We start from the raw sequence: 23,077 nt of genomic DNA on the forward strand, positions 1-23,077 counted from the left end.
ATTAAAGACTCCCCCTCGTTCATAATCCCCTTGCACATTTGTTAAATATATCAATTATCTGAAATTACTAAATTGCTAAATAATTAATATACATTTAATTAAACAGTAATAATATTGTTGAAAAAAGGGCTGTTATTAGACAAAATAGTATCTTTTTTTAATATGTTAGTCCCTTATACTTACTAAAAGTATCAATTTTCAACATTTGGGATTCATAAACTTTATAAATAGAGTATGATAAAAAGTAATTATTTTAATATTTCTAATTATTTAAAAGGTGATGATTTGCGATGTATAAACTATTAATTGCTGACGATGAGTTTGAAATTCGTAATGGCCTAAGCAGTTATTTTCCATGGGAAGAAATTGGGTTTGAAATAGTGGGGGCTGTTGAAAATGGTATAGATGCTTTAGATTTTATTAATAACCATCATGTCGACGTGTTACTCACAGATATAAGAATGTCAGAGCTAACAGGAATCGAAATTGCTAAACAGCTCGATGAACAAAAATCACCAATCCATGTCGTTTTTTTAAGTGGTTATAAAGATTTTGACTATGCACAGCAAGCTATCCAATATGGTGTAAAAAACTATATAACTAAACCAACAAAATACAGTGAGCTAGTCACAGTTTTTACAAAGATTAAAGCACAGCTCGACGAAAAATATGTAATCTTTAAAACGGACTTTAATCATGATAAGGTCATTGAAACGATATTAAATTATGTTAACGAGCATTACCAACATGCTTCCCTTGAAGGAGCGTCACAGCTTGTTCATTTAAATCCAGTCTACATCAGTAAATATTTCAAGGAAAAAACGGGTCGCAACTTCTCTGATTTTGTCGTAGAAGTAAAAATGGAAAAGGCAGCGATTTTTCTAAAAAACCCTGACTATAAAATTTATGAAATTAGTGAATTAACGGGTTATAGCAATGCTAAAAATTTCACCCGGACATTCCGTAAATATTATGGTAAAACGCCTCGTGAATATCGAAACGAGGAGTGTGGCCTTCACATTGACTAACCATTACATACGCACCTATTTTTTAAAAAACTTAATTAGCTTATTAATACCAATGCTTATTCCACTCATTGTATTAGGGGCGTTATCTATTTTTTTAATTCAACAATATGTATTACAGGATATTATTGATCGCAATACAGATCTTTTAACGCAAACAAAGGAAAATATCGAGCTTATTTTTTATGAGCTCGATTCGTTAAACAGCTATATTATTTCTAGTACAAATCAATTTGACAACCTGCAGCAGCTGATGGATAAGCCAACACTTACCCACCAAGACTATACGGACCTTGTCACATTAAAAAATTTTATTGATGCACCAAAAGAAGCAAGAGAATATATCCACTCGATATACATCTATGTAAAAAACGATTCTGGAAAGTATTTATCGACGACAACAACGGGTTTAGTCGAATTAAGAAATACACTCGATTTTAATTGGTATCATAGCTTTGTGACCCATCTCGGCTATGAAGAAACATGGGCTGAATCAAGGACCATTAAACGTATGACGAATAACCAATTGGATACACCTTTAAATATTATTACAATGTATCGGACCATTCCTAAAAATAATGGCGTGCTTGTGTTAAATATTAAAGCAGACTATTTACAGCAACAGCTCGCGTCACTGTCAACGACAGTTGGACGCAATTTAGTAATCGTGGACAATAAAAATAATATTATTTTTAACGAGCAAAACTATGAGCTAGGTAACCGAATCATACAAAGGCTGACATCTAATCCTAATGCTTTTTTTGATATGACGATTGATGGCAAGCCATACGTTATTTCTAAAATGGAGTCATCAAAATATGACTGGACATTTTTATCTATCAATCCTAAAACGAGTCTTTACCAAGTACCAAAGAAATTGTTGAAGCTTGTATTATTTCTTTCAGCGATTTGCATTATGGGCAGTGTTATTTATGCCTACTGGGTAACAAGAAAAGCAACTGTTCATATGCGAAAGATATTAGCTATTTTCCAATCTGCTGAACAGGGCGGTGCATTACCTGACATTTCAATCCCTGTTAATGATGTTTATAGTCTAATTACACATAAGGTTTTATTGAATTTTACGGAACAAAATACTTTGAAAAGAAAGCTAGCTGAGAAAAAATACAAGGAGCAAACGTTAGAGCTAGCTGCCCTACAATCCCAATTGAACCCTCATTTCTTATTTAACACACTGGAAACATTGAACTGGCGCGCGATATCGTTAACAGGGAAACCAAATGAATTAAATGACATGATTGATAATTTAGCGACAATTCTCCGCTACTCACTCGATGATGAATCAAGTATGGTACCAATTATGGAGGAGATTAAATATACGAAGCACTATATTGATATTTTGAAAGCGCGTCATCAAAATCAATTTCACGTTCTATGGGAATATGATGATGATATTTTGCCATTCAAAGTGAAAAAGTTGACGATTCAGCCATTAATTGAAAATGCCATCGAACATGGGAAACCACAAAAGCAGCTTTGTCATATTAAAATTAAAATGACCGTTCAAGCCGATTTGATGACCTTAGTCGTTATCGATAATGGAAAAGGCATGGACCGAAGTCAGCTACAAATAGTACGTGAGCGTCTTCAGCAAAATGAGCAATACAGCCATATTGGGTTAAGTAATACACACAAGCGACTCCTTGTCGCCTTTGGTGATCATGGAGGGCTTACGATCTTAAGCAAAAAAGGTTGGGGAACGGTCGTTAAAATGAAAATCCCGTTGAAAATATAAGCGATTACGCAAAAAAGCTAGTGCTATATCCATTTAGCACTAGCTTTCTTTTTATAAGTTTTCGTCTATATATGTTTCTAAATCGCCAACGATTGTATCGATCGGTACATCTGCTGCGTCCTTCGCATAGCCGTCATATTGTTTTACAAGGATACCATCTTTATCGACTAAGAAAAATTGGATACCGTGTATAACTTGATCGGAATTTGGGTCATCTTTTACTAGTAATTTAGTGGATTTCACTGCAAATTGCTCAATATATGACTGAGAGTACCCCGTAAGGAGATTCCATTTTGATTCATCAGGCACTGTGTATCTCGCTAAATAATCAGCTAGCACTTCAGGTGTATCCACTTCAGGATCTACTGAAAAAGCGACAAGGTTGTAATCTTCTATTCCTTTTTTCATGAGCTTTTCTTGTATTTGCGTCATGTTAAACGTCATTGGTGGACAAACTGAATTACAATTCGTGAAAATATACATACCTAACCAAGGTTTGCCTTTTAAACTTTCAAGTGAAACATTTTCTCCACGTTGATTGACATGGTCAAAATCTTGTATTTCATAACTATAATCAGCTTTAAACTTCACATTTCCACATGCACTAAGCACTGTAATTAGCGCTAATAGTAACACGAACCCTATACCCTTATTTTTCATCTACACACACTCCCTACCAACATTACCCTCATCTTATCGAATGGTGTAAGCGTTGACAACTACATGTAGTGACAGCTTTCTTACATCTTTGTGAAATCATCTTTCCTTAATCGACACAAGCACTTCATGGATCGCATCAAGTTTTACTTCTACTCGGTGTAATAAATAAAACGACATGAGGATAGGAAAGCCAATATTAGATACCATGTTCAGCCACTGTTCCACACCGCCCCCTCCTTTCGAATTTTGCTTACGTCTTAAAAATGGTCTTTGCACCTTAGTGCAAAGACCATTTCAATCATTAATGCATGCCTAGTTCAAATTCTGAAACTTGGCGATCAATGATGCGTGCGCCTTTCACGCCAACAAAAGCACCAGCTTGTCCACCAAATACACTGTTCGTAATAATTGTTTGCATTACTTGTTGAATTTCAGCAGGTGTAACATTTGGTTTCGGTGCATCAATCGCAATCGTCGCCGTCTTTCCCGTCTCTGTTTCAAATTGTAACTCTAACACTTTTGCCACTATAATCCCCCCTTGTTTTGACTGAATTTACGATAATTCTGTTGTTTCTTGCTTCATAATACTGTCGAGTGGCTGTGATGAAAGACTCGCAATCGCTTTAGCTACCGCTACTAACCCCGCTGTTGTATGCGTACCATTTAAATTACGGTATGTTTTGATTGCAAACTTCGGCTCATTTTTTTCATTGTGTCCAGCTAAACACTTTAAGCGAAGCGTTGCACCTAAAAAGTTCGTTTTTGGCATCGGTAACACCCCCTTTCTGCACACTATATACAACTGTTTCTTGTGCGAAGGGACCTTAATTTCAAATTTTATTTTGAAAGCAGCAGTTTACCACTACAAAATTAACTAGCGGGAAAAATACACCTATAAAAAAAGCCGCCCGACTATCCGAACGACTTAAAAATATTTTATTTGTTTATTTAGAGTAAGAAGGTTCCTAACTCATGTAGTCATTCAAAGCAAATCGAATAATCCGTCAGGAACTAAAGTTAATTTATTATGTGTAAAATCACTAATTGCCTTCCATAGCAATTTGAACGTTTCGCCATTATCTTCTTTTCCAAGAAAAGAAGGGTTTGCATAAAAGAACATGTCTACAAATTCAGCTTTATATACAAATACTACTTCATGTCCAAGGTCACCGTTATATGTAAATATGTTTTCAATTGTTCCTAAATAGTTTAAATTATGTATATTTGCCTCTATTTCTTCAAGTACTTCTCTCTGTATTGCTTGCGCACTTGTCTCTCCGAATTCAATTTTCCCACCAATCGGCCGATAGTAATATTCCTCTTTCACTTCATCAAAACCTTCAGCGACAAGTATATAATCGTCTTTTTTAAATAGACAAATAGCTTTTGCAATAATTTGCATTTCCCTCATTCTATTCCTCCAAACGCCAATCATCCGTAAATACTTCTTATTAATACCAATTAGGTACTGCTGATTACGAAGTGGACATATTTATTTTCTCAGATATGATATGGCAAATCATAATCGTAACTGTAAATATAAAAGTATGCATCAATGCTTCAAGAAAAGGATATTTACGGTTAAATAGTTGAACAACTAGCATTAAAATAAAAGCTAAACTATAAAAACTATAAAAAAATGTTCTTTTCAAATAAATTTTCCACTCCCTTTATCCGTCATTTTTAACGATAGAGATTTTCTGACTCCCCCTCTTTAAACGTTATTCCGTACTAGTTAAATTTTTCGTTTCTGTAATGTTTAAATTATATTTTTTGAACCGTCTTGCAATATACGCTTGGGTGACGCCTAGTTTAGCAGCTGTTTTTCTTGTACTTTGAAGTTGATTATACGTTTTTTCAATGATCTCTTTTTCAATATGATTAAGGTATTCTGTTAATGATTGACCTTCAGGCAATGTATCCAGCATATTAGCTGTCACTTCATGACGAAAGTCACTCGGAAGGTCCTGTTCATTAATCACTTTTTTAGGAGCTGTAATGACCAATCGTTCTAACAGATTTTCTAATTCTCTAATATTTCCTGGCCAATCATAGTTATATAAGATATTAGTTAGTTTACCTGATAAGTTACGGTCTTTTTGATATTTGTTATTATATTTGTTTAGAAAAAAGTCTAAAAGAGGAACGATATCTTCCCTGCGTTCTCTCAATGGAGGAATCGTTAATGGCAAGATATTTAGTCGGTAATATAAATCAGCGCGAAATTGGCCAGCTTTCGTCATTTCTAATAGATTAGCATTTGAGCCAGCAATGACTCGAACGTCAGCTTGATGGACTTGTGTATCGCCAATCGGTGTATACGTTTTATTTTGAAGGAACAAAAGTAATTTAGACTGTATTTGCAATGGGAGTTCACTAATTTCGTCAAGAAATAAGATGCCATTTTCCGCTGCAGCGATTAGCCCTATTTTTCCGTTATTATTGGCTCCTGTGAATGCACCTTTCTTATAACCGAAAAGCTCTGATTCAATTAAAGACTCCGGAATAGCACCACAATTTAAGTGGACAAAAGGTTTGTCACTGCGGTTACTTAATTGGTGCATTTTTTGGGCAAAAGCGCTCTTCCCTACGCCTGTTTCCCCTGTAATTAAAACAGTTGTATCCACATCTGCCACTTTTTCAAGCCACTCAAGAGCAGCGTGAAAAGCTTTACTTTTTCCAACAAATGTTTCTAGCTCTTGCTCTTTATTTTGAAGCCGGATCATTTCCCGAATTTGGTTTTTATAACGTTGTAAAAGCTCTTCTGCCTTTTCCAATTCCATATTCATATTAAATGCTTCACTTAGCGTGCGAGCATGGGTAACAATAAATTCAATTTCACCGTTTTCGTCGGTAATATAATCACCGGATACTAATAGTTTCTGGTTGTTCTTTGTAACTTGTACTGTGTTGATAAACTGCTTTTTCTCCACTACAAGACGGGCAATCGATGGAGAAAATAAGCCACTTCTTTCCATGTCATATACACTTTGATTAATTAGGTCCACTTCATCAACATCAAAAAGCCCTCGCTTTGCCGCATCATTTACCCAAATGACAGTTCCGTTCTTATCAAGTACCCAAATACCATCCTTAATAGTGTTCATAATATCTAAAAAAAATTGATTCTTTTCATCTTGAAAAAGAGCTAATTTATCCATTCAAATCACCAAATTCTATATTATTTCATTCAATTCTACCAAAGTTTAATAAATAATCTATAATAATGAGCCGTCCTATTATTTGATAATCAATAAAATAATGCCAAGATACAGGTCAATATTAAAGAAAAACAGTATTTTCGATTCGAAAACGACTCATTTTTAAACCCTGATGTAACAAACGATAGCATTTAATATTGGAGAGTTATACAAAACTGAGTCAAAAACGAATCAACGAGTCAAATTTGAACCATTATTTCAATGAGGTATTTATTGAAAACCTTGATTTATCAATGTTTTCAAATTGGCATGCTTTTTGCATATTACTAAACTGTCCCCAAATTAATAGATAGGAGAAGGAGAGCAACGTGAAATATTTACTTAATAAAACGATCAAAGACATTAAAATTTCTGCAATACGTGAAATTGGAAACAAGGTGGCAAATGACCCGTCGATTATTAATCTTACAATTGGACAACCAGATTTCGTCACACCTCATTCTATTTTAGAAGCAGGAAAACAAGCTATTGATGCACATAAAACTGGTTATACACATAACGCAGGTGTACTTGAACTTAGACAGGCAGCTGCTAACTTTGTAAAAAGACGCTATCAACTCCATTATAATCCAGAAGATGAGATTTTAATTACTATGGGCGCAAGCGAAGCGTTAGATATTGCATTCCGTACGATTTTAGAGCCAGGTGATGAAGTCATTTTACCAGCACCTATTTACCCTGGTTATGAACCTCTTATTCGTTTGTGCTACGCAACACCTGTATTTGTGGATACACGTAAAAATAATTGTAAAATCTCTGCAAAATTAATCAAAGAAAGCTTAACAGAAAAAACAAAATGTGTCGTTTTACCATATCCATCAAACCCTACAGGTACTATGTTAGAGGCTCATGAGTTAGAAGAAATAGCAAACCTATTAAGAGGTAAAGATATTTTTATCATTTCAGATGAAATATACAGTGAACTAACATATGGATTGAAACATAAGTCAATCGCTTCTTTTCCAGCAATGAAAGAGCAATGCATCGTCATCAATGGTTTATCAAAGTCCCATGCGATGACAGGTTGGAGAATCGGTTACACATTAGCCCCTGCTTATATAACAGAAGAAATGTTTAAAGTTCATGCATTCAACTGTGTATGTGCAAATTCAATTAGTCAATACGCTGCCATTAACGCATTAGATCACGATTTACCAGAAGTCGAAGAAATGCGCCAACAATATGAAAAACGACGTAACTTTATTTTCCAACGTATTACGGACATTGGCTTAGAAGCAATTGAACCAGATGGTGCGTTTTATTTATTTGTTTCCATTGAAAAAACAGGCTTAAGTTCAAATGAATTTGTCCATCAGCTTGTGGAAAAAGAGAAAGTGGCAGTCATACCAGGCTATGGATTTTCTGAATATGGCGAAGGGTATATCCGTATTTCGTATGCATGTTCAATGCATGATTTAGAAGAAGGTTTGAAGCGGATACAACAGTTTGTGCATCCCCTATTAGAAAAAGCACTTGAGGAGGTTGATTAATTTGAAGCCATTGTATTATTTAGCGTTTATTCCAGTTCTAGGTTTTCTTGTTGGTGTACCTTTAACGAATCGTGTTGACCCTTATGTATTAGGGCTCCCTTTTTCAATGTTTTGGATTGTTCTTTGTGTCGTTCTAACTTCTTTCACTACTTGGATTATGTATAGGTTCGACCAGCATGATGAGGAGGGGGTAGAATGAATATTTCTATTACAATTATGATTTCCTTTGTCATTGTCTGTATGTATTGGGCAATTAAAGCTGGTAGAGGTAAAAATGAGAATATGGAAGAATGGGCGTTAGGTGGTCGAGGCATGGGTGCTATCGTTACTTTCTTCTTATTAGCAGGAGAATTTTTTACCGCATTCTCACTTACTGGATTAGTGGGACTAGCATATAATAGTGGCATTGCAACGCTTTACATTATGACTTATATTTCAATTGGTTGCGTACTAGGCTATTTCCTATTACCAAAAATCAGACGTTACAGTAAAGAACATAATTTAATCTCACAAGGTGGCTTTTTTGAAAAGAAATATACGAGTCCATTTTTAGGAAAACTCATTACGATTGTTGGTGTAGTTGCAATTATTCCTATGATTGTCATGGCATTAAAAGGGTTAGGGCTGATTGTGTCTGTTGCATCTTACGGGGTAATATCTTCTACAACAGCTATATGGGTTGGAAGCATAATCGTCGTCATCTATACATTAATTTCAGGGCTCCACGGTTCTTCTCGCGTTGCTTTGATAAAGGACATATTAACATTTGGCGTACTTTTATTTTTAGGTTTGTACTTACCATTCCATTATCATGATGGTGTTGGATCCATGATAAAAAATATTTCTGAAGTGAAGCCTCAAGTATTGTTCTTTCCAGATGCGGGACTAAGTCTAGTGTGGTTTATTTCTACGATCATATTAATGGGGTTAGGAGTATATATTTGGCCTCATACGTTTCTATCAGCATATGCAGCAAAAAGTGACAAGGCACTTCGGAAAAATACGATTTTGATGCCACTGTATTCATTAATGCAGCTATTTTCATGCTTTATCGGATTAGCTGCGATATTAACAATCCCTAACTTATCTGGCGCGGAAAGTGATTTGGCCTTAATTCAATTAGTATTTCAAACATTTGATCCATGGTTTGTAGGATTAATCGGAGCCGCTGGATTACTGGCATCGTTAGTACCATGTTCCGTTATGCTTATTACAATTGGTTCAATGATAACTTCTAATATTTATGTTCAAGTGAAACCAAATACTTCCGCTCGTAAGCAAATGAACATTGCACGATCTTTCGCAATTATTGCTGCGATTATTAGTCTATACTTATCATTAAACTCAAGTGGAGCACTCGTATTGCTACAATTAATTAGCTATAACTTTATCATACAGCTTTTCCCTGCTCTAATTTTTAGTTTATTGAAGAAAAACTTTGTGACAAAACAAGGTGCAATTGCTGGTATTGTCGTTGGTATTTCAATCGCTTTATTTTCAGCAGGGACAGGCACAACGATGGCAACTTTATTCCCGAATTTACCTTCATTTATTTTAGACATTAACAATGGTTTATATATGTTAATCATCAATGCAATCGTAACAATAGTTGTCAGTCTTCTCCCTCAAAAATCAACATTAGAAAGAAACAGTTTAGAACGAGGGATTATCTGATTTAAAGTGCCATTTAAAGTGCCTGGCACTCAAACAATTTCCCCACTAAGATTCCTGCTCAAAACGTAAGCCGCAACTAACCGTGCATTAGCGATGGTTGTAGCTTACGTTGTACTTGGTGCCTGGCACTCAAACAATTTTAAAATCAAACTAAAATTAACAGGACGTACTATAAAAATAACCTTTCACAATCATGCAATTATTTTCACTAAAGTATCTAGTTAGCTTAAATAGGACCTAAATAATTTGTTTCAAGTTCAATCTCAATAATTTCCGTATCGTTATAAACTTTATATGCCTTAGCGTTTGGTCTTGAGCTCACAATATGACTGATTTCTTGGTCAATGAAATGAATAGCAACACCGTCATCAGCTGCATAACCAGGTTTAATGCTATTAGCAGCAATAAGCTTTTGATACGAAGGCCTTCTATCAGCTTCTCCATCGTAGTGAGGACAATTACTACCTTTTAGGAACCCTAAACACTTTAATGGCTCTAGTCCATCTCCATAAGAATCCGTAATCCCTTCCTCGAACCAACAAATGGAACCCGCACTAATACCAGCTAGTACTATGCCTCTTTCCCAGGCTTTCTTTAGAATGCTATCCAGACCCCACTCTTTCCATAGAACTAATAAATTCTTTGTATTACCACCACCAACATAAATGATGTCTTTCTCCAGTAAGAAACTTTCTAAATCTCTTGTAGGTGGGTTAAATAATGATAAATGTGATGGTTGACAGTTCTGCTTTTCAAAGAAATGATAAAATCGAGAAATATAATTATCTGAATCCCCACTTGCTGTTGCAATAAAACAAATTTTCGGATTTGAATTGTCAGATTGATGAAGGATATATTTATCCAACAAAGGATTTTCAGGCTCCATCGAAAACCCACCGCCACCAAGTGCAATGATTTGCTTCATTTTTCTACTTCCTTTCAACTTAAGTTTGAGTTTAATAGCTCTTTATATTTAATAATACCTCAAACCATATTTATTTAGATAGTTTTACCATTTACCATCTCTATAGATAATAGAAATGCTTAAAGAAATTTGCAAAAGCAAGCGGAGTAACCTTTGAAGCAACTTCATTTTTATCAGATTACCCCAATATATTAATTATCAAGTAAAACGTTTTCAATAAAATTTCTCCGTTTATTTTGTATACTTTTTCAATACAATTTTCTAAATTAGAAATAATGTTGGTCGTTACATAAGCACTTTGACGCGCAAGTTTTGCATATATTAAAGAATCAGTAAGGAGCGGCGAATTTTAAACAATTTGTAATTGTAATAACGATTATTAATTGTTTAGTTATCTTTTTCCTTATAGGAAATATTGGATATGTAAAATATAAACTTTACGCTATTAAAAAAGGTACTTATGAATATTTAAGAAATGAAAAGAACTATGATAAGAATCAAATATTATTAATCGAATCAAAACTAGGAATAGGAATAATTTTTCAGGCATCGGTTGTTTTTGAAGATGAAAAAGACATTGTTTACGACTATGGAATGGTACTTGGGAAAATAAAGCAAATAAACCCTAGCGAAGCTGAAACAGATTACAATTATAAACACAAGGAATAAAAATAATGAAACCAGGTAGCTCCTTTAAAATGCGCTCCTGGTTAGTTGTAATGGCTATAGAGCTATTCCCATTTATTACAAAAAATAGCCTAGACTCAATATTAAACGTGTACCTGGGCATTTTTTGTTTCATTTTCCCAGGTCTTCCCTACCATAATGATACAAACTAATAGTGAAGTGTAAAGATTTTCACTTTAAAGACTTGACTCTAAATTAGAATAAATTTATAATTCAACTATTCAATAAATCACTTGAATAGATTGGAGGACGACTGAATGTTTGATGAACGGCAATTAAAAAATCAATTGTATCAAGAATTTTCAAGAATCGGTAAGTGTGTTTCAAGCCCGAAAAGATTAGAAATACTTGATCTTTTACAGCAAGGTCCTAAGTCTGTTGAAGTTTTATCAAAAACAACTGGGATGTCCATTGCAAATGTTTCTCAGCATTTGCAAGTACTTTACGGAGCTAGATTAGTAAAATTCCATAAGGATGGTAATTATGTTATCTATCAGTTAGCAAGCTTAGAAATATCGTTCTTCTTAAATTCTTTACTGCAATTATCTGAAAAACAATATGTTGAAGTTCAACAAATTAAAGAAGAATTCCTCAATAATAAAATTGGATTGGAAGGTATTTCTTTACTTGAACTAAAGGAAAAAATGGACTCTGGTCAAGTTGTTCTTTTAGATGTTCGTCCAAAGGAAGAATATGAAGCTGCACATATTCCTGGAGCAATATCAATTCCTATTGAAGAATTAGAAGAACATCTTTCATCCCTACCAGTAAATTGTGATGTAGTTGCTTATTGTAGAGGTCCTTATTGTTTAATGTCTGTGAAAGCCGTTGAACTATTAAATTCTAAAGGCATTCATGCAATGCGATTAGAAGAAAGCGTTCAAGATTGGAGAAATATAGAAGGTCAATTAAATTAGCTTGGAGGATGATTCATGAATCTAGGTATTATTTTAGAAACAAAAGAACCCGAAAAAGCTTGGAATGCTTTTCGCTTTGCCAATCAAGCTTTGGTAAGAGAACATAAGGTAAAAATGTTCCTCATGGGTGAGGCCGTTGAATGTGAGAATATCAATAATCCACAATTTAACATAGTAGAGGAAATGAGAAAATTTATTACTACATCGGGTATTCTCCTCGCATGTGGCACATGTCTTACATCAAGAATAATGGATAACTATACAAGTTGTAATATTTCTACAATGAATGATTGTGTAGAGCTTGTTGAATGGGCTGATAAAGTTGTGACTTTTTAATTAAGTCAATCAAATAGCTAGAAAGATGGTGTTACATATAATTGGCTAGTGCGAATAATTCAATCGGGCGTTATGTAAATTCTCCCGAAAAACTGAAAAAAATGTATAAAAGAGTTTTAATTGTTGTGAGCATATCACAAATTTTTGGGGGAGCAGGTCTTGCAGCCGGTATTACTGTAGGAGCACTGTTAGCGCAACAGATGCTTGGGACGGACGCATTTGCTGGATTACCCTCTGCCCTATTCACATTAGGTTCTGCGATAGCCGCATTTATAGTTGGTAAACTTTCTCAACGTTACGGACGTCGCATTGGTTTAACTACAGGTTTTATTACTGGTGGGCTTGGAGCGATTGGCGTTGTTATTGCAGCTTTACTCAATAGTGTTTTCTTATTGTTCGCTTCTCTACTTATATACGGTGCCGGAACAGCCACAAATTTACAGGCTCGATATGCAGGGACCGACTTAGCAAATAAAAAACAACGAGCAAAGGCTATTAGTACTACGATGGTTATGACGACATTCGGTGCAGTAGCAGGACCAAATTTAGTTAATGTTATGGGGAAATTTGCGCTTTCTATCGGTATCCCTTCATTAGCTGGCCCATTTATCTTATCTGCAGTAGCATTTATAATGGCAGGATCGGTTCTTTTCATCATGCTTCGTCCGGATCCTTTACTGCTAGCAAAGTCAATAGAAGCTCATACACAACAAGACGCCGAAGGAGTTATCAATCATTCTAGTCCTTTAATGAATAAAAATGGTATTATTGTAGGCGCAGTTGTCATGGTCCTCACACAAATAGTTATGGTAGCTATTATGACAATGACGCCAATTCATATGCAACATCATGGACATAGTTTAAGTGCTGTAGGGATTGTGATTGGTTTTCATGTTGGTTCAATGTATCTCCCTTCCCTTGTAACTGGAATTCTTGTAGACAAAATTGGTAGAACAGCTATGAGTATTGCTGCAGGTGTTACTTTACTGTTTGCAGGTTTAGTCGCTGCATATGCACCAAGTGATTCAATGTTTATGCTCATATTGGCCCTTTCTTTATTAGGGTTAGGATGGAATTTTGGCTTAATCAGTGGAACCGCCCAAATTGTTGATTCTACAGAACCATCAACACGTGCTAAAATTCAAGGAACGATTGACGTTTTTATTGCGTTAGCTGGTGCTACAGGCGGAGCTCTTTCAGGGGTAATTGTAGCTAATTCAAGTTACGCAGTATTATCTTTAACTGGTGGACTTTTATCATTATTACTAATACCTGTTATAATATGGTATCGGAAAGCGAAATAATAATTCATTTATTTTAAGTATCGACCAGGTTCTCAAGTATAATGAGGCCTGGCTTTTTTGATCTTACTACCGTCACAAAGAGTATTACAAAATGAAAATACTGCTAATCGCCAAGTCTTTTTAGCAATTAGCATTTGTTTTACTTAAGAAAATAAGGAATGACCTTTTATTTCCTTATATAATTCTAGTTCAATGGTTTACTTTGTAGAAACTTTCACATTATCCGCTTCCCCCATTGAATATGTATCACACCCGAAAAAGCAATCTGTATTTATTAAAATTAATTTAGCCTGTTTAAAGACAGGATTATTGAAAAAGAAATGAGACAAACCATTATTGAACCAACGAATAGAATGTGTTACACTCAGTGGACGCCTATATAGGAGTGAAAAAAATGATTCAAATTTCAAGTTCACGAAAACTATATTTTTTTAAACAAAACCTTTGACTTAAAACTAGTCAAAGGTTTTTGTTGCTTGTAGGAAAGAATTTTATTGGAGGTATACTTTTATGAATCAAAGCACAAATTCCAATGCTTCAATTGTTGCTGGATGGATTAGTTTAATAAGTAACATCGTATTAACAATTATAAAAATTGTAGTTGGTACTCTCTTCCATAGTCCAGTTCTTCTAGCAGATGGTTATCATAATGCCGGAGATGTTATTGCAAGTGGTGCCGCTTTAACATCGATGCGTATTTCTAAACGCCCTGCCGACGAAGATCATCCGTACGGACATGGGAAGGCTGAAGTAATCAGTTCCGCTATTGTAGGGATCATTTTAATAATAGCAGCATTGTATATTGCTTATGAATCAATCAAAGCATTCTTTCATGAACCAGAAAAAGCAAGTCTAATTGCGTTTATTACTGCAATCATTTCACTCGTTTGGAAGCTCATTTTATACGTATATACGATTAAAATTGGTAAAAGAACAAATAGTAAAGGCTTAATTGCCACTGCATATGATCATCTTGCTGATGTGTATGCTTCAATAGCTGCTGTATTGGGAATTGGGCTTGCGCTCGTCGGGGAATTTACTAATATTCATATCCTTACATATGGGGATCCAATTGCTGGTATCATTGTGACAATATTAGTTTTCAAACTTGCTTATGGGATGTTAATAGAAGCTATAGACACACTTATGGAGAAAAGTGTAAGTCGCGATACACTGGATCATTTCGAAACATTAATTCTAACGATTCCCGAAGTAAAACGTATAGATCGTCTACGAGCTAGAGAGCACGGCCATTATGTATTGGTGGATCTTCGTGTAAGTGTACCTGGTGGTTTAACAGTTCAAGAAGGACATGATATTATCCGTAAAATAAAGAAAACGATAATGGAAAAGCATCCTAATGTAGAAGAAGTTCTAATTCACTTAAATCCTTGGTACGAGGATGATAAATAGGTCAAAATAGCAAAAACCTCCTAACTCATTTATTAGTTAGGAGGCTTTTTATTGAGCTGCAAAACTTTACATTAATTACACTTCAAACTGTTTTAAATGATGGTCAAGGTGCTTGTATATTCCTTTCCCCCATTGTTCTGAAGTGAGTTTTCCAAAAAAGGGATGAGGAAGTGTTGTACACTTCTCTGGTCCGTTCTGTTGGAAGGTCATCATTTTTTGTTTAAGCTTTTCTTTTTCTGTAGCAAATTCTCTAGCATCTGCAATTAAAATGGTTGGAATAGTAGACATATTGCGAGGTAGTGTCTTTTCATTGTAAATCATTGGTTTTGCAAATCTCCCTACGATTACTCCTAACCAACTCCTTGTTGGAAATGCATTTCCCATTGCAATGTCTTGGAAAGCTGAGCAATGCGCAAGCATTTGAGCAACATCCATTTTTCCCCATTTAGGTTGTGAATTAGGACTTAATTTATCTATCCGCTGTAAAATTTCTGCTGTATATGTAGGATTAAAAATATTTTTCATGATTGCAGATCCCCTACCTTTTTCATTTCGTCTTATCGTTGAATAATTTTCAACCCAAACTTGTCAGCAAAACCATAATTCCATTCGTAATTCCGTGAATACATATTGGTGCCCAAATCGAATTAGTGCGTTCATATGCTAATGCAAAAACGATACCACTAAAGAAATTTACTGGCATTACATTATATGTCGGTATATGAACAATTGTAAAGATGAGCGAGCTAATTAAGATGGCACCAGTAAATCCTACGCGTGTACGAAACCAACGATATAAAAAACCGCGATAAAAAATTTCCTCGTATATTGGTGAGATAACAGCCGCAGAGATAAAGGCTATGAAAACCGTAAAAAAAGTTACGCTTTGCTGCATTGCTTCTGTTTTGCTGTTCTCTACGGAGATTCCTATGAAACTAGTAAGCACGACAATTATCACGGCACCAACTAACAACATAATAGAATAGATCATAATGAGTTTCCAATCCTTCAGAGCGAATGATTTTAACCCTACTTCACGCCAAGAAAGTTTTTTAGGACGTAGGGCTATAAAATAAACACCGAAAAGAAGCGTAATCGCAATTGTTAACCCTGTTAACGTTCCAGCATATAGTTCATTATTAAACAAGTGAAAATAAATCGGTTTTACAACAAATTTAATACATCCTATGACAAACACAAATTCAAGTAATATTAAAAAGATGAATTCTTTCCATCCCCAACAGTCTTGTTCTTTCCAGTTCATTTGCTTTATTTCCATTCATTATCCCTCTTCCTCTTTATGGTATAATTCAAGTGTATTAGATGACGTTACGTCACCTGCAACCTTTTTTTCCGGAGGAAATGAAATGAAACAATGGACTACTGGCGAGGTTTCGAAACAAAGGAATATTTCTAATCGTACACTTCGTTATTATGATCAGGTTAATCTCCTTACACCTAGTTTTAAAGATGATAATGGCCGACGGTACTATTCAGAAAAGGATTTGTTTAGATTAGAGAAAATCATCATTCTAAAATCACTGTCACTTCCACTCGATACTATACGTGATTTATTAGATAAACTCTCCTATAAACAAATTTTAATTTCGCATCATAATTACTTACAAGAACAACTGTCCAAACTACAAACAAGCATTTCTAATACGACTTCATTAATTAATATGATTGATTTGGACGAGTCTTTATCGTGGGAGCATGTAACTGAACTTGTTGAAAATTCACAAAACATACCCAAAAAGTGGATCGATTATTTCCAAGATGATGAACAATCATTTTTACAAGAAATAATCCCCAACCTCGGTAACAATGATAAAACAACACAGCAATATATTGCATTACTACGACGAATTGAATGGTGCATAGAGCACAATATTAAAGCCGAATCAGACGAAGGTTTTCAAATAGGTTCTAAATTAATAGAACTATCAAATGACACTTTTCAAGGAGATACAGAATTGATAGAGAAGTTTTGGGAAGTCAGAAAATTACCCGTTGAGGAAACTGGGCTATATCCGATTTCCGAAGAGGTGCTGGACTATGTGGAACGTTGTATTACATATGTAACAACTTGAAATAGTATAAAAATACGAATAAAGCTATAGGAGAAAGTTTCGCCTCCTATAGCTTTTGCAAATAAATATAAATAATATACTTACAGAAATTCACATATCGAGAATTCCCTTCTTACATTATAATGCTAATCCATCAATAAAACGTTCAATCTCTTCCTGTGTTTTACGATCCTTGCTAACAAATCGCCCAACTTCATTGCCTTTATCGAAAGCTAAAAAACTTGGAATTCCAAATACATCTAATTCAACACATAGATCGATGAAATCATCACGGTCAATCTTTACAAAACTATATTGACTATAGTTTTCTTCAATTGTAGGCATGATAGGATCGATGAATCGACAATCTCCACACCAATCTGCTGAAAAAACAAATATTGTACGTTCTCCTTTTTTTAGTTCTTCAAATTGCTCAATCGATTGTAAATTTTCCACTTATAAATCTCCTTTATAACTACTATTTTTTCTAATAATAACATATTTCCATTAACGGGTATTTTTAAAACAATTAATGCGGACAATTTATGAACACTACTTCTAGATATACGTCTATATTTGCTTTTTACATCTCTTTTCCATTAATTGTGCCATTTGTTTCGAATTTGGAGTTTCTTCATTTTTTAATTGATGAATGATGTTTTCATAATCAACTTCATTACGGTTCTGACTTAATTTATAGGCAGCCTGAACTTCGCCAATCTTTATTTTAAATCCAACAATACCTTTCATTTCCTTTTCTAAGAGCTCAGGTGAAAGGTTATCCCACAAAATAGGTTTCTCTCTATCCTTCTCATATTTTTCTAACAGCATTGTTAAATCTCCGATTAATTCTTCTTCTTCTAAAATATTTGCCTTCCCATAGATGTGAACAGCTTGATAATTCCACGTTGGAACATTTTCATGTGAATACCAGGATGAAGAAATATACGCATTCGGGCCCTGAAACATAACGAGCACATCTTCACTAGATTCTAATGTTCTCCACTGTGGGTTTCCATATGCCATATGCCCAGTAAGATAATAATCACCGTCCTTTTTATTGAACATTAAAGGTAAGTGAGTCGCAATTGGTTTTCCTTGTTTTGTTGTTACGAGTGTAGCAAAAGCGTTCATTTGAATAAATTCTTCAATTTCATTAACATCCGAGACTTTATAGTATTTAGGAATATACATATATGTCCTCCTTAATCACTTAGATTAGTGTTTTAGTCATGATAATATCAATTTGTTCTTCATCACCCATATAAAATGAGTGTGCTCCTGTTTGAACAAAGCCTAAATTTTTATAAAAACTTATCGCATTTTCATTCTTTTCCCAAACACCTAGCCAGATGTTGTTTTTGCGTTGTTCTTTAGCAATTTCTATCGCTTTATCTATTAAGTATTTACCGAGCCCTTTTCTTTGAAACTTGTTTCTTATATAAATTCTCTCAATTTCTAGGTACTCATCCCCCATTTTTTCTGATTGGGCATCATTTACATTGACCTTTAAATATCCCGCAACTTCTTCATCGAACCAAATGAAATAAAATTGTGAAGAGCTATTGGCTAGTTCCTTCTCTAGTTGTTTAGAGGTAAATGCGCTATCCAAATAGGCTTTCATATTTTCAGGCGAATTTTGATTGCTAAATGTATCATTGAACGTTTCAATGCTTATTTCTCGGAGTACTTGTAAGTCTTCCTTATTGCACTTTGTTATTTTTACAGTCATTTAAATACAGCCCCTTTATTTAAATTCAATAATCTCTCTTATTTCCCTTTTTCACAAATTCCCAGTCTACTTCTATATTTTTTCGAACTCTTTGAAGAAGATGAAAAATCGTTTCTGCTTCACTTTCGGAAAACCCTGCTAATGCGACACTATTGGAATAATCATTTTCCCTTTTGATAATTGGAAAAATCATTTTTCCTTTTTCTGTTGGAAATAGTTTTTTTATTTTTTTGTTATGGTCATCCTCTTTCTTTTCAATAAAGCCATTCATCTCAAGTTTTTTTATAGCCCGAGCTGCTGTTGTTCGATCTACTTTAATCATCTCTGCTAGCTTCTCTTGTATGATACCTGGATTTTCACAAATTCGTACAAGATATAAATACTGCCCTTTTGTAAGGTCATATTCTTTAAATTCTATATTACTTATAGAATCTAACGCTCTTGAAATCATGCCAATTTCACGAAGAATTTCCTCCATAAATTAACTCCTCCGTTTTTTATTGCAAATGCAACAAAAAGAATATATATTGAATCTAACCTAACTTTGTTGCAAATGCAACAAAAAACCGATGGTAGAGAGGTCGAAAAAAAGTGAAATATAGCTTATATGTATTAGGAATTTTACTATTAACCCTTGGTATTTCTTTCACTATTCAATCAAATCTTGGAACTTCTCCTTTTGATGCGCTTTTGGTAGGACTATCTATCAATGTAGGACTAACAGTAGGGAGCTGGGAAGTAATTATAGCTTTAATATTGATCGGTTGTAATGCAATATTAGCAAAACAAAGACCTGAGTTTTTAGGATTAATAACTGCGTTTATTACGGGTATCGGGATTGATATGTGGTTATTTTTATTACACAATTTATTAACACCCGAACTGTGGTTTAGCAAAACCATTTGCTTTGGAATTGGGTTGATTATTATTGGCTTAGGAACTGCCACCTATTTACAAACAAATTTTGCCCCGATTCCTGTTGATCGATTAACATTAGTCGTACAACAATTAACAGGGAAAAATATATTATTTGCGAGAACATCCATTTATCTGTTGTTTTTACTCTTAGCAATGCTTTTTAATGGACCAATTGGTATTGGCACTCTATTAACCGTTAGCTTAGGAGGGCTCATACTTAATTTCTTTATGCCAATTACTAAAAGATTAATAGATGGCATTTTAACTCCTGTTACTACAGTGAAAAAAGGTTAGTATTAAAATTTCTGCTTTAACATGCTCGCCATCATGAATGTTGTCATGGCAAGCATCGTATGTTCATTCTATTGGAATAGTAATAAGGCTTTAAATAACCTATCTGTTAAAATGAACTATAAAAATATCCCATTTAGTTGAGGTGAAGGAATGGAAAAGATTCAGTTTTCCAAAACCGATTATAACGTAACTTATCGTGCCGAAAAAATTGTATTTTTACCGAGAGAATATCATCTATTCAAATATTTATATCAACATCCTTCACGTATTTTTTCAAGGGAGGAATTGTTGAACGCTGTTTGGCCAATGGAAAATCCAGTCGATAGAACTGTAGATGACCATATTTATCGGGTTAGGAAGAAAATTCATCCCCTTTCAGCCGTCGTTGAAATTGAAACAATTAGAGGTCAAGGATACCTTTTGTCAATGAAAGAGGTACAGCAAAGTCCATTATTAAAGGACGACGAAGTATCTACTCAAGTTAAAAGTCTTTTTCACAAATATCATCGCTACGGGCAGGGAGATGCCCTAAAACTTTTAGCAGAAAATCAGAATGTGTTTGGCTTTCAAATCGATTTGCCTAACCTTCTGTATCTCCATTTCATGAAAGGCGATTTCAGTTGGTTTCTTGATGCGCAAGAAATCACCTTTTGGGAAAAATGCTTTTATCTATTGCATATCTACTCATTAATTGAACCAGATAAGAAGAAATGCTTTGATTACTTTACTTGTGCTTTATCTGCAGAGAAAATACCTGAATATCATCGTTTAGAAATAAAGTTGTTAAACCGTCTATCATTATTGATATTTACTAAACAACTAGATAAAGCCACTACCCTTCTTAATCAATCTAAAAATGAGATATATGAGAAAAACTTGGAAGGTTTCATCCCCTTAATCTTGCTTTGCGAACTATGGCTTACCTTACTTCACAAGGATATTCTAGAGATAGAGGAAAGAATGGAAGAAACAGAAAATAAGCTCGCAAGTTTTCCTTATCTAAGAGAAAATGCGAATTTATCAATTATTAAAGGATGCTACTGGCTTCTTAAAAACAATGAATCGAAAGCGAAAGATTATTTTGATGAAGGGTTTCAGCTACTTTTGGAGGCTAAATTCATACCTGGGGTGTTCATGAACATCAATATGATTTTATTTTGCGTAGACGATTTTGGTGTGAGTGGTACACTTCAAACTGATTATAAAGAATTAAAAGAGCAGTATATATCCAAGTACAAATTAAATGAAATACATAGCAAAATCGAACATCAGTTACAATACAACTTAAAATAATTGTGAAAAATTTCATTTCCTCTGATATTCCTCTGATAATTGCTCGTTATGCTCGTGAGTAGAGACACAAGCGTGGAGGGATTATTTATGAATAAGGAAATATCAATATGGCGCAATAGCAATTTTATTAAATTTTTTTCTGCTAATACTTTAGCCAATTTAGGAAACTGGTTTGATTTTGTTGGGGTCCTTATTTTATTTAGGTATACATGGAAGGCTGATCCGATGCTGATTGCTCTAATTCCTATTATGTATGCCATTCCTAGTATACTTTTAGGGCAATTTGCGGGCGTATTTGCAGACCGAAGAAATAAACGAAAAATCCTTATCTATTCGGACTGGTTTCGTGCAGCTTTCACTTTGTTGCTCGTCTTTACGCCTACACCTTGGCTAGCTTTGCCCATTCTATTTTTACGAAATACTGCTGGGGTATTAAGCCTCCCTGCACAGCAAGGATTAATGAGAAGTATTGTGGACGAAAAAAATATTATGCAAGCCATCACTATTAATGGCAGTCTGTTTCAGTTAGTAAAGGTTATTGGCCCACTTATAGGGGGGTCAGTAGCAGGAATATTTTCTCCAAATGCCTCCATTGCACTTAATGCGATAGCTTTCACTATTTCTGGCATTCTGCTTACACAAATTAAGGTACAAGAAATCGAATCAAATGTAAAAATAGAAGATTCCCAATATGGATTTCTACATTCTTGGCAAGAAGGTTGGCATATTGTATTAAAAAGCAAAGTCCTGTTAGCGAGCATAATTTTCGGGATATTCAGCACCTTAACAATACAAATGATTGACGCACAAATTGTTACTTTGTTTAGTGAGGTGTTCCCCAACAAGCCAGCGTTTACTGGCTGGGCAATTTCTGCTATCGGAATTGGTTCACTTCTTGTGGTCATCCTTCTAACCAAATTTAAAAAAATCTCTAAATTTGGTTGGTTTTTCGGTATCGGAAGTCTTCTAATTGGTGCAATGACTGGAGGGTTTGGATTCCTATTGCAATACAATTTCATAGCACTTGCTATTATTCTTTCGATTGTTGGTGGAATCGGCAACGGGTTAACGTTTACAGCCATAAATTATCTCATTCAAACGGAACCCCCTAAGGAAGCGATAGGAAGGGTTACCGGTATAATCGACTCCTTGATGAGTATTCTTTTTATTGCTGGCCCTCTTCTTGGCGGACTACTCATTACACAACTAGGGATATTAACCACATTTAAAACAATTGGACTTGGACTATCCATTATTGGCATGACAGGTATATTCCTGCAACGTCTTATCTGGAAGCAGCCCAAACTGACAAACGTACAAATGAATGTTAATGGGGGAAATGAATCTTGTTGAAGGTGGG

At 34.6% G+C, this 23,077-nt stretch carries 26 protein-coding genes; 13 read left to right on the forward strand and 13 right to left on the reverse strand.

The genetic code is table 11. The annotated features are described in order from the left end of the window. Window positions 1-290 precede the first annotated feature (290 nt). Both ACIP9C_RS00670 and ACIP9C_RS00675 read left to right on the forward strand, forming a co-directional pair. Window positions 291-1,028 carry a response regulator transcription factor gene (locus ACIP9C_RS00670; RefSeq protein ID WP_401007667.1) on the forward strand — a complete coding sequence of 246 codons (738 nt, stop codon included), beginning with the start codon at window positions 291-293 and terminating at the stop codon, window positions 1,026-1,028. Beyond that, complete coding sequence (locus tag ACIP9C_RS00675) at window positions 1,021-2,781, forward strand: cache domain-containing sensor histidine kinase (protein WP_401007669.1); 1,761 nt, start codon at window positions 1,021-1,023, stop codon at window positions 2,779-2,781. The genes ACIP9C_RS00670 and ACIP9C_RS00675 overlap by 8 nt, the downstream gene beginning before the upstream one ends. A 51-nt stretch (window positions 2,782-2,832) precedes the next feature. Here ACIP9C_RS00675 and ACIP9C_RS00680 read toward each other — a convergent pair whose 3' ends face one another. The 6 genes from ACIP9C_RS00680 to ACIP9C_RS00705 form a co-directional block, all read right to left on the reverse strand. Beyond that, window positions 2,833-3,441: an SCO family protein gene (locus tag ACIP9C_RS00680; protein WP_401007672.1), complete on the reverse strand. Its 609-nt coding sequence runs from the start codon at window positions 3,439-3,441 to the stop codon at window positions 2,833-2,835. A 96-nt stretch (window positions 3,442-3,537) separates the two neighbouring features. Continuing rightward, window positions 3,538-3,666 carry a YvrJ family protein gene (locus ACIP9C_RS00685; protein WP_401007675.1) on the reverse strand — a complete coding sequence of 43 codons (129 nt, stop codon included), beginning with the start codon at window positions 3,664-3,666 and terminating at the stop codon, window positions 3,538-3,540. A gap of 76 nt (window positions 3,667-3,742) precedes the next feature. Next, window positions 3,743-3,967, reverse strand: a complete 225-nt coding sequence (locus tag ACIP9C_RS00690) for a DUF2922 domain-containing protein (RefSeq protein WP_401007677.1) — start codon at window positions 3,965-3,967, stop codon at window positions 3,743-3,745. 27 nt (window positions 3,968-3,994) lie between these two features. Then, on the reverse strand, window positions 3,995-4,210 hold the full coding sequence (locus ACIP9C_RS00695; protein WP_401007679.1) for a DUF1659 domain-containing protein: 216 nt from the start codon (window positions 4,208-4,210) through the stop codon (window positions 3,995-3,997). A gap of 213 nt (window positions 4,211-4,423) precedes the next feature. After that, window positions 4,424-4,852 (reverse strand): NUDIX hydrolase, encoded by a 429-nt coding sequence (locus ACIP9C_RS00700; protein ID WP_401007681.1) that lies wholly within the window; start codon window positions 4,850-4,852, stop codon window positions 4,424-4,426. Between the two features lie 310 nt (window positions 4,853-5,162). Further along, complete coding sequence (locus tag ACIP9C_RS00705) at window positions 5,163-6,602, reverse strand: sigma-54 interaction domain-containing protein (protein WP_401007683.1); 1,440 nt, start codon at window positions 6,600-6,602, stop codon at window positions 5,163-5,165. A 368-nt stretch (window positions 6,603-6,970) separates the two neighbouring features. On the opposite strand from ACIP9C_RS00705, the gene ACIP9C_RS00710 reads away from it, so the two are divergent. The 3 genes from ACIP9C_RS00710 to ACIP9C_RS00720 are packed head-to-tail and all read left to right on the forward strand — an operon-like array spanning window position 6,971 to window position 9,826. Next, complete coding sequence (locus tag ACIP9C_RS00710) at window positions 6,971-8,152, forward strand: aminotransferase A (protein ID WP_401007685.1); 1,182 nt, start codon at window positions 6,971-6,973, stop codon at window positions 8,150-8,152. Window position 8,153: 1 nt separating this feature from the next. After that, on the forward strand, window positions 8,154-8,351 hold the full coding sequence (locus ACIP9C_RS00715; protein ID WP_401007688.1) for a DUF3311 domain-containing protein: 198 nt from the start codon (window positions 8,154-8,156) through the stop codon (window positions 8,349-8,351). Beyond that, window positions 8,348-9,826 carry a sodium:solute symporter family protein gene (locus tag ACIP9C_RS00720; protein ID WP_401007691.1) on the forward strand — a complete coding sequence of 493 codons (1,479 nt, stop codon included), beginning with the start codon at window positions 8,348-8,350 and terminating at the stop codon, window positions 9,824-9,826. The genes ACIP9C_RS00715 and ACIP9C_RS00720 overlap by 4 nt, the downstream gene beginning before the upstream one ends. A 226-nt stretch (window positions 9,827-10,052) precedes the next feature. On the opposite strand, the gene ACIP9C_RS00725 is transcribed toward ACIP9C_RS00720, so the two are convergent. Further along, window positions 10,053-10,751: a Type 1 glutamine amidotransferase-like domain-containing protein gene (locus ACIP9C_RS00725; protein WP_401007693.1), complete on the reverse strand. Its 699-nt coding sequence runs from the start codon at window positions 10,749-10,751 to the stop codon at window positions 10,053-10,055. Between the two features lie 944 nt (window positions 10,752-11,695). Here ACIP9C_RS00725 and ACIP9C_RS00730 point away from each other — a divergent pair. The 4 genes from ACIP9C_RS00730 to ACIP9C_RS00745 all read left to right on the forward strand — a co-directional run bounded on the left by ACIP9C_RS00730 (window position 11,696) and on the right by ACIP9C_RS00745 (window position 15,408). Further along, on the forward strand, window positions 11,696-12,355 hold the full coding sequence (locus tag ACIP9C_RS00730; protein ID WP_401007695.1) for an ArsR/SmtB family transcription factor: 660 nt from the start codon (window positions 11,696-11,698) through the stop codon (window positions 12,353-12,355). A gap of 15 nt (window positions 12,356-12,370) precedes the next feature. Next, on the forward strand, window positions 12,371-12,691 hold the full coding sequence (locus tag ACIP9C_RS00735) for a DsrE/DsrF/TusD sulfur relay family protein (RefSeq protein WP_401007697.1): 321 nt from the start codon (window positions 12,371-12,373) through the stop codon (window positions 12,689-12,691). 41 nt (window positions 12,692-12,732) lie between these two features. Continuing rightward, window positions 12,733-13,995 (forward strand): MFS transporter, encoded by a 1,263-nt coding sequence (locus ACIP9C_RS00740; RefSeq protein ID WP_401007700.1) that lies wholly within the window; start codon window positions 12,733-12,735, stop codon window positions 13,993-13,995. A gap of 510 nt (window positions 13,996-14,505) precedes the next feature. After that, the gene (locus ACIP9C_RS00745; protein ID WP_401007702.1) at window positions 14,506-15,408 is read left to right on the forward strand and encodes a cation diffusion facilitator family transporter; all 903 of its coding nucleotides are present in this window, start codon (window positions 14,506-14,508) and stop codon (window positions 15,406-15,408) included. A 75-nt stretch (window positions 15,409-15,483) separates the two neighbouring features. Here ACIP9C_RS00745 and ACIP9C_RS00750 read toward each other — a convergent pair whose 3' ends face one another. Both ACIP9C_RS00750 and ACIP9C_RS00755 read right to left on the reverse strand, forming a co-directional pair. After that, window positions 15,484-15,933 carry a DUF1569 domain-containing protein gene (locus ACIP9C_RS00750; protein ID WP_401007705.1) on the reverse strand — a complete coding sequence of 150 codons (450 nt, stop codon included), beginning with the start codon at window positions 15,931-15,933 and terminating at the stop codon, window positions 15,484-15,486. Between the two features lie 49 nt (window positions 15,934-15,982). Beyond that, a complete protein-coding gene (locus ACIP9C_RS00755) occupies window positions 15,983-16,687 on the reverse strand; it encodes a CPBP family intramembrane glutamic endopeptidase (protein WP_401007707.1) in 705 nt (234 codons plus the stop codon). An 88-nt stretch (window positions 16,688-16,775) separates the two neighbouring features. Between ACIP9C_RS00755 and ACIP9C_RS00760 the strand changes: the two genes are divergently transcribed. Then, window positions 16,776-17,501 (forward strand): MerR family transcriptional regulator, encoded by a 726-nt coding sequence (locus ACIP9C_RS00760; RefSeq protein WP_401007709.1) that lies wholly within the window; start codon window positions 16,776-16,778, stop codon window positions 17,499-17,501. Window positions 17,502-17,618: 117 nt separating this feature from the next. Here ACIP9C_RS00760 and ACIP9C_RS00765 read toward each other — a convergent pair whose 3' ends face one another. The 4 genes from ACIP9C_RS00765 to ACIP9C_RS00780 form a co-directional block, all read right to left on the reverse strand. Beyond that, the gene (locus tag ACIP9C_RS00765; protein ID WP_401007712.1) at window positions 17,619-17,936 is read right to left on the reverse strand and encodes a thioredoxin family protein; all 318 of its coding nucleotides are present in this window, start codon (window positions 17,934-17,936) and stop codon (window positions 17,619-17,621) included. Window positions 17,937-18,050: 114 nt separating this feature from the next. After that, a complete protein-coding gene (locus ACIP9C_RS00770) occupies window positions 18,051-18,674 on the reverse strand; it encodes an FMN-binding negative transcriptional regulator (RefSeq protein ID WP_401007714.1) in 624 nt (207 codons plus the stop codon). 19 nt (window positions 18,675-18,693) lie between these two features. After that, window positions 18,694-19,212: a spermidine/spermine N(1)-acetyltransferase gene (gene paiA, locus ACIP9C_RS00775; RefSeq protein ID WP_401007717.1), complete on the reverse strand. Its 519-nt coding sequence runs from the start codon at window positions 19,210-19,212 to the stop codon at window positions 18,694-18,696. A 25-nt stretch (window positions 19,213-19,237) separates the two neighbouring features. Next, window positions 19,238-19,690, reverse strand: coding sequence for a MarR family winged helix-turn-helix transcriptional regulator (locus tag ACIP9C_RS00780; RefSeq protein ID WP_401007720.1), 453 nt, complete (start codon window positions 19,688-19,690; stop codon window positions 19,238-19,240). A 113-nt stretch (window positions 19,691-19,803) separates the two neighbouring features. Here ACIP9C_RS00780 and ACIP9C_RS00785 point away from each other — a divergent pair, with 113 nt between their 5' ends. The 3 genes from ACIP9C_RS00785 (at window position 19,804) to ACIP9C_RS00795 (ending at window position 23,070) form a co-directional block, all read left to right on the forward strand. After that, window positions 19,804-20,424 (forward strand): YczE/YyaS/YitT family protein, encoded by a 621-nt coding sequence (locus tag ACIP9C_RS00785; protein ID WP_401007722.1) that lies wholly within the window; start codon window positions 19,804-19,806, stop codon window positions 20,422-20,424. Between the two features lie 150 nt (window positions 20,425-20,574). After that, a complete protein-coding gene (locus ACIP9C_RS00790; RefSeq protein ID WP_401007723.1) occupies window positions 20,575-21,717 on the forward strand; it encodes a winged helix-turn-helix domain-containing protein in 1,143 nt (380 codons plus the stop codon). Between the two features lie 87 nt (window positions 21,718-21,804). Then, window positions 21,805-23,070 (forward strand): MFS transporter, encoded by a 1,266-nt coding sequence (locus ACIP9C_RS00795; RefSeq protein ID WP_401007725.1) that lies wholly within the window; start codon window positions 21,805-21,807, stop codon window positions 23,068-23,070. Window positions 23,071-23,077: the final 7 nt, after the last annotated feature.

The sequence above is a fragment of the Lysinibacillus sp. NPDC093210 genome (assembly GCF_044753985.1).
In the GTDB taxonomy this organism is placed as follows: domain Bacteria; phylum Bacillota; class Bacilli; order Bacillales_A; family Planococcaceae; genus Lysinibacillus.

Bases quoted from the DNA above. Each gene is read 5' to 3' on its own strand.
- ACIP9C_RS00745 (WP_401007702.1), top strand. From the start codon at position 14,506: ATGAATCAAAGCACAAATTCCAATGCTTCAATTGTTGCTGGATGGATT.
- ACIP9C_RS00720 (WP_401007691.1), top strand. From the start codon at position 8,348: ATGAATATTTCTATTACAATTATGATTTCCTTTGTCATTGTCTGTATG.
- ACIP9C_RS00780 (WP_401007720.1), bottom strand. From the start codon at position 19,690: ATGGAGGAAATTCTTCGTGAAATTGGCATGATTTCAAGAGCGTTAGAT.
- ACIP9C_RS00730 (WP_401007695.1), top strand. From the start codon at position 11,696: ATGTTTGATGAACGGCAATTAAAAAATCAATTGTATCAAGAATTTTCA.
- ACIP9C_RS00795 (WP_401007725.1), top strand. From the start codon at position 21,805: ATGAATAAGGAAATATCAATATGGCGCAATAGCAATTTTATTAAATTT.
- ACIP9C_RS00700 (WP_401007681.1), bottom strand. From the start codon at position 4,852: ATGAGGGAAATGCAAATTATTGCAAAAGCTATTTGTCTATTTAAAAAA.
- ACIP9C_RS00750 (WP_401007705.1), bottom strand. From the start codon at position 15,933: ATGAAAAATATTTTTAATCCTACATATACAGCAGAAATTTTACAGCGG.
- ACIP9C_RS00760 (WP_401007709.1), top strand. From the start codon at position 16,776: ATGAAACAATGGACTACTGGCGAGGTTTCGAAACAAAGGAATATTTCT.
- ACIP9C_RS00705 (WP_401007683.1), bottom strand. From the start codon at position 6,602: ATGGATAAATTAGCTCTTTTTCAAGATGAAAAGAATCAATTTTTTTTA.
- ACIP9C_RS00670 (WP_401007667.1), top strand. From the start codon at position 291: ATGTATAAACTATTAATTGCTGACGATGAGTTTGAAATTCGTAATGGC.
- paiA (WP_401007717.1), bottom strand. From the start codon at position 19,212: ATGACTGTAAAAATAACAAAGTGCAATAAGGAAGACTTACAAGTACTC.
- ACIP9C_RS00770 (WP_401007714.1), bottom strand. From the start codon at position 18,674: ATGTATATTCCTAAATACTATAAAGTCTCGGATGTTAATGAAATTGAA.
- ACIP9C_RS00735 (WP_401007697.1), top strand. From the start codon at position 12,371: ATGAATCTAGGTATTATTTTAGAAACAAAAGAACCCGAAAAAGCTTGG.
- ACIP9C_RS00755 (WP_401007707.1), bottom strand. From the start codon at position 16,687: ATGGAAATAAAGCAAATGAACTGGAAAGAACAAGACTGTTGGGGATGG.
- ACIP9C_RS00725 (WP_401007693.1), bottom strand. From the start codon at position 10,751: ATGAAGCAAATCATTGCACTTGGTGGCGGTGGGTTTTCGATGGAGCCT.
- ACIP9C_RS00790 (WP_401007723.1), top strand. From the start codon at position 20,575: ATGGAAAAGATTCAGTTTTCCAAAACCGATTATAACGTAACTTATCGT.
- ACIP9C_RS00680 (WP_401007672.1), bottom strand. From the start codon at position 3,441: ATGAAAAATAAGGGTATAGGGTTCGTGTTACTATTAGCGCTAATTACA.
- ACIP9C_RS00695 (WP_401007679.1), bottom strand. From the start codon at position 4,210: ATGCCAAAAACGAACTTTTTAGGTGCAACGCTTCGCTTAAAGTGTTTA.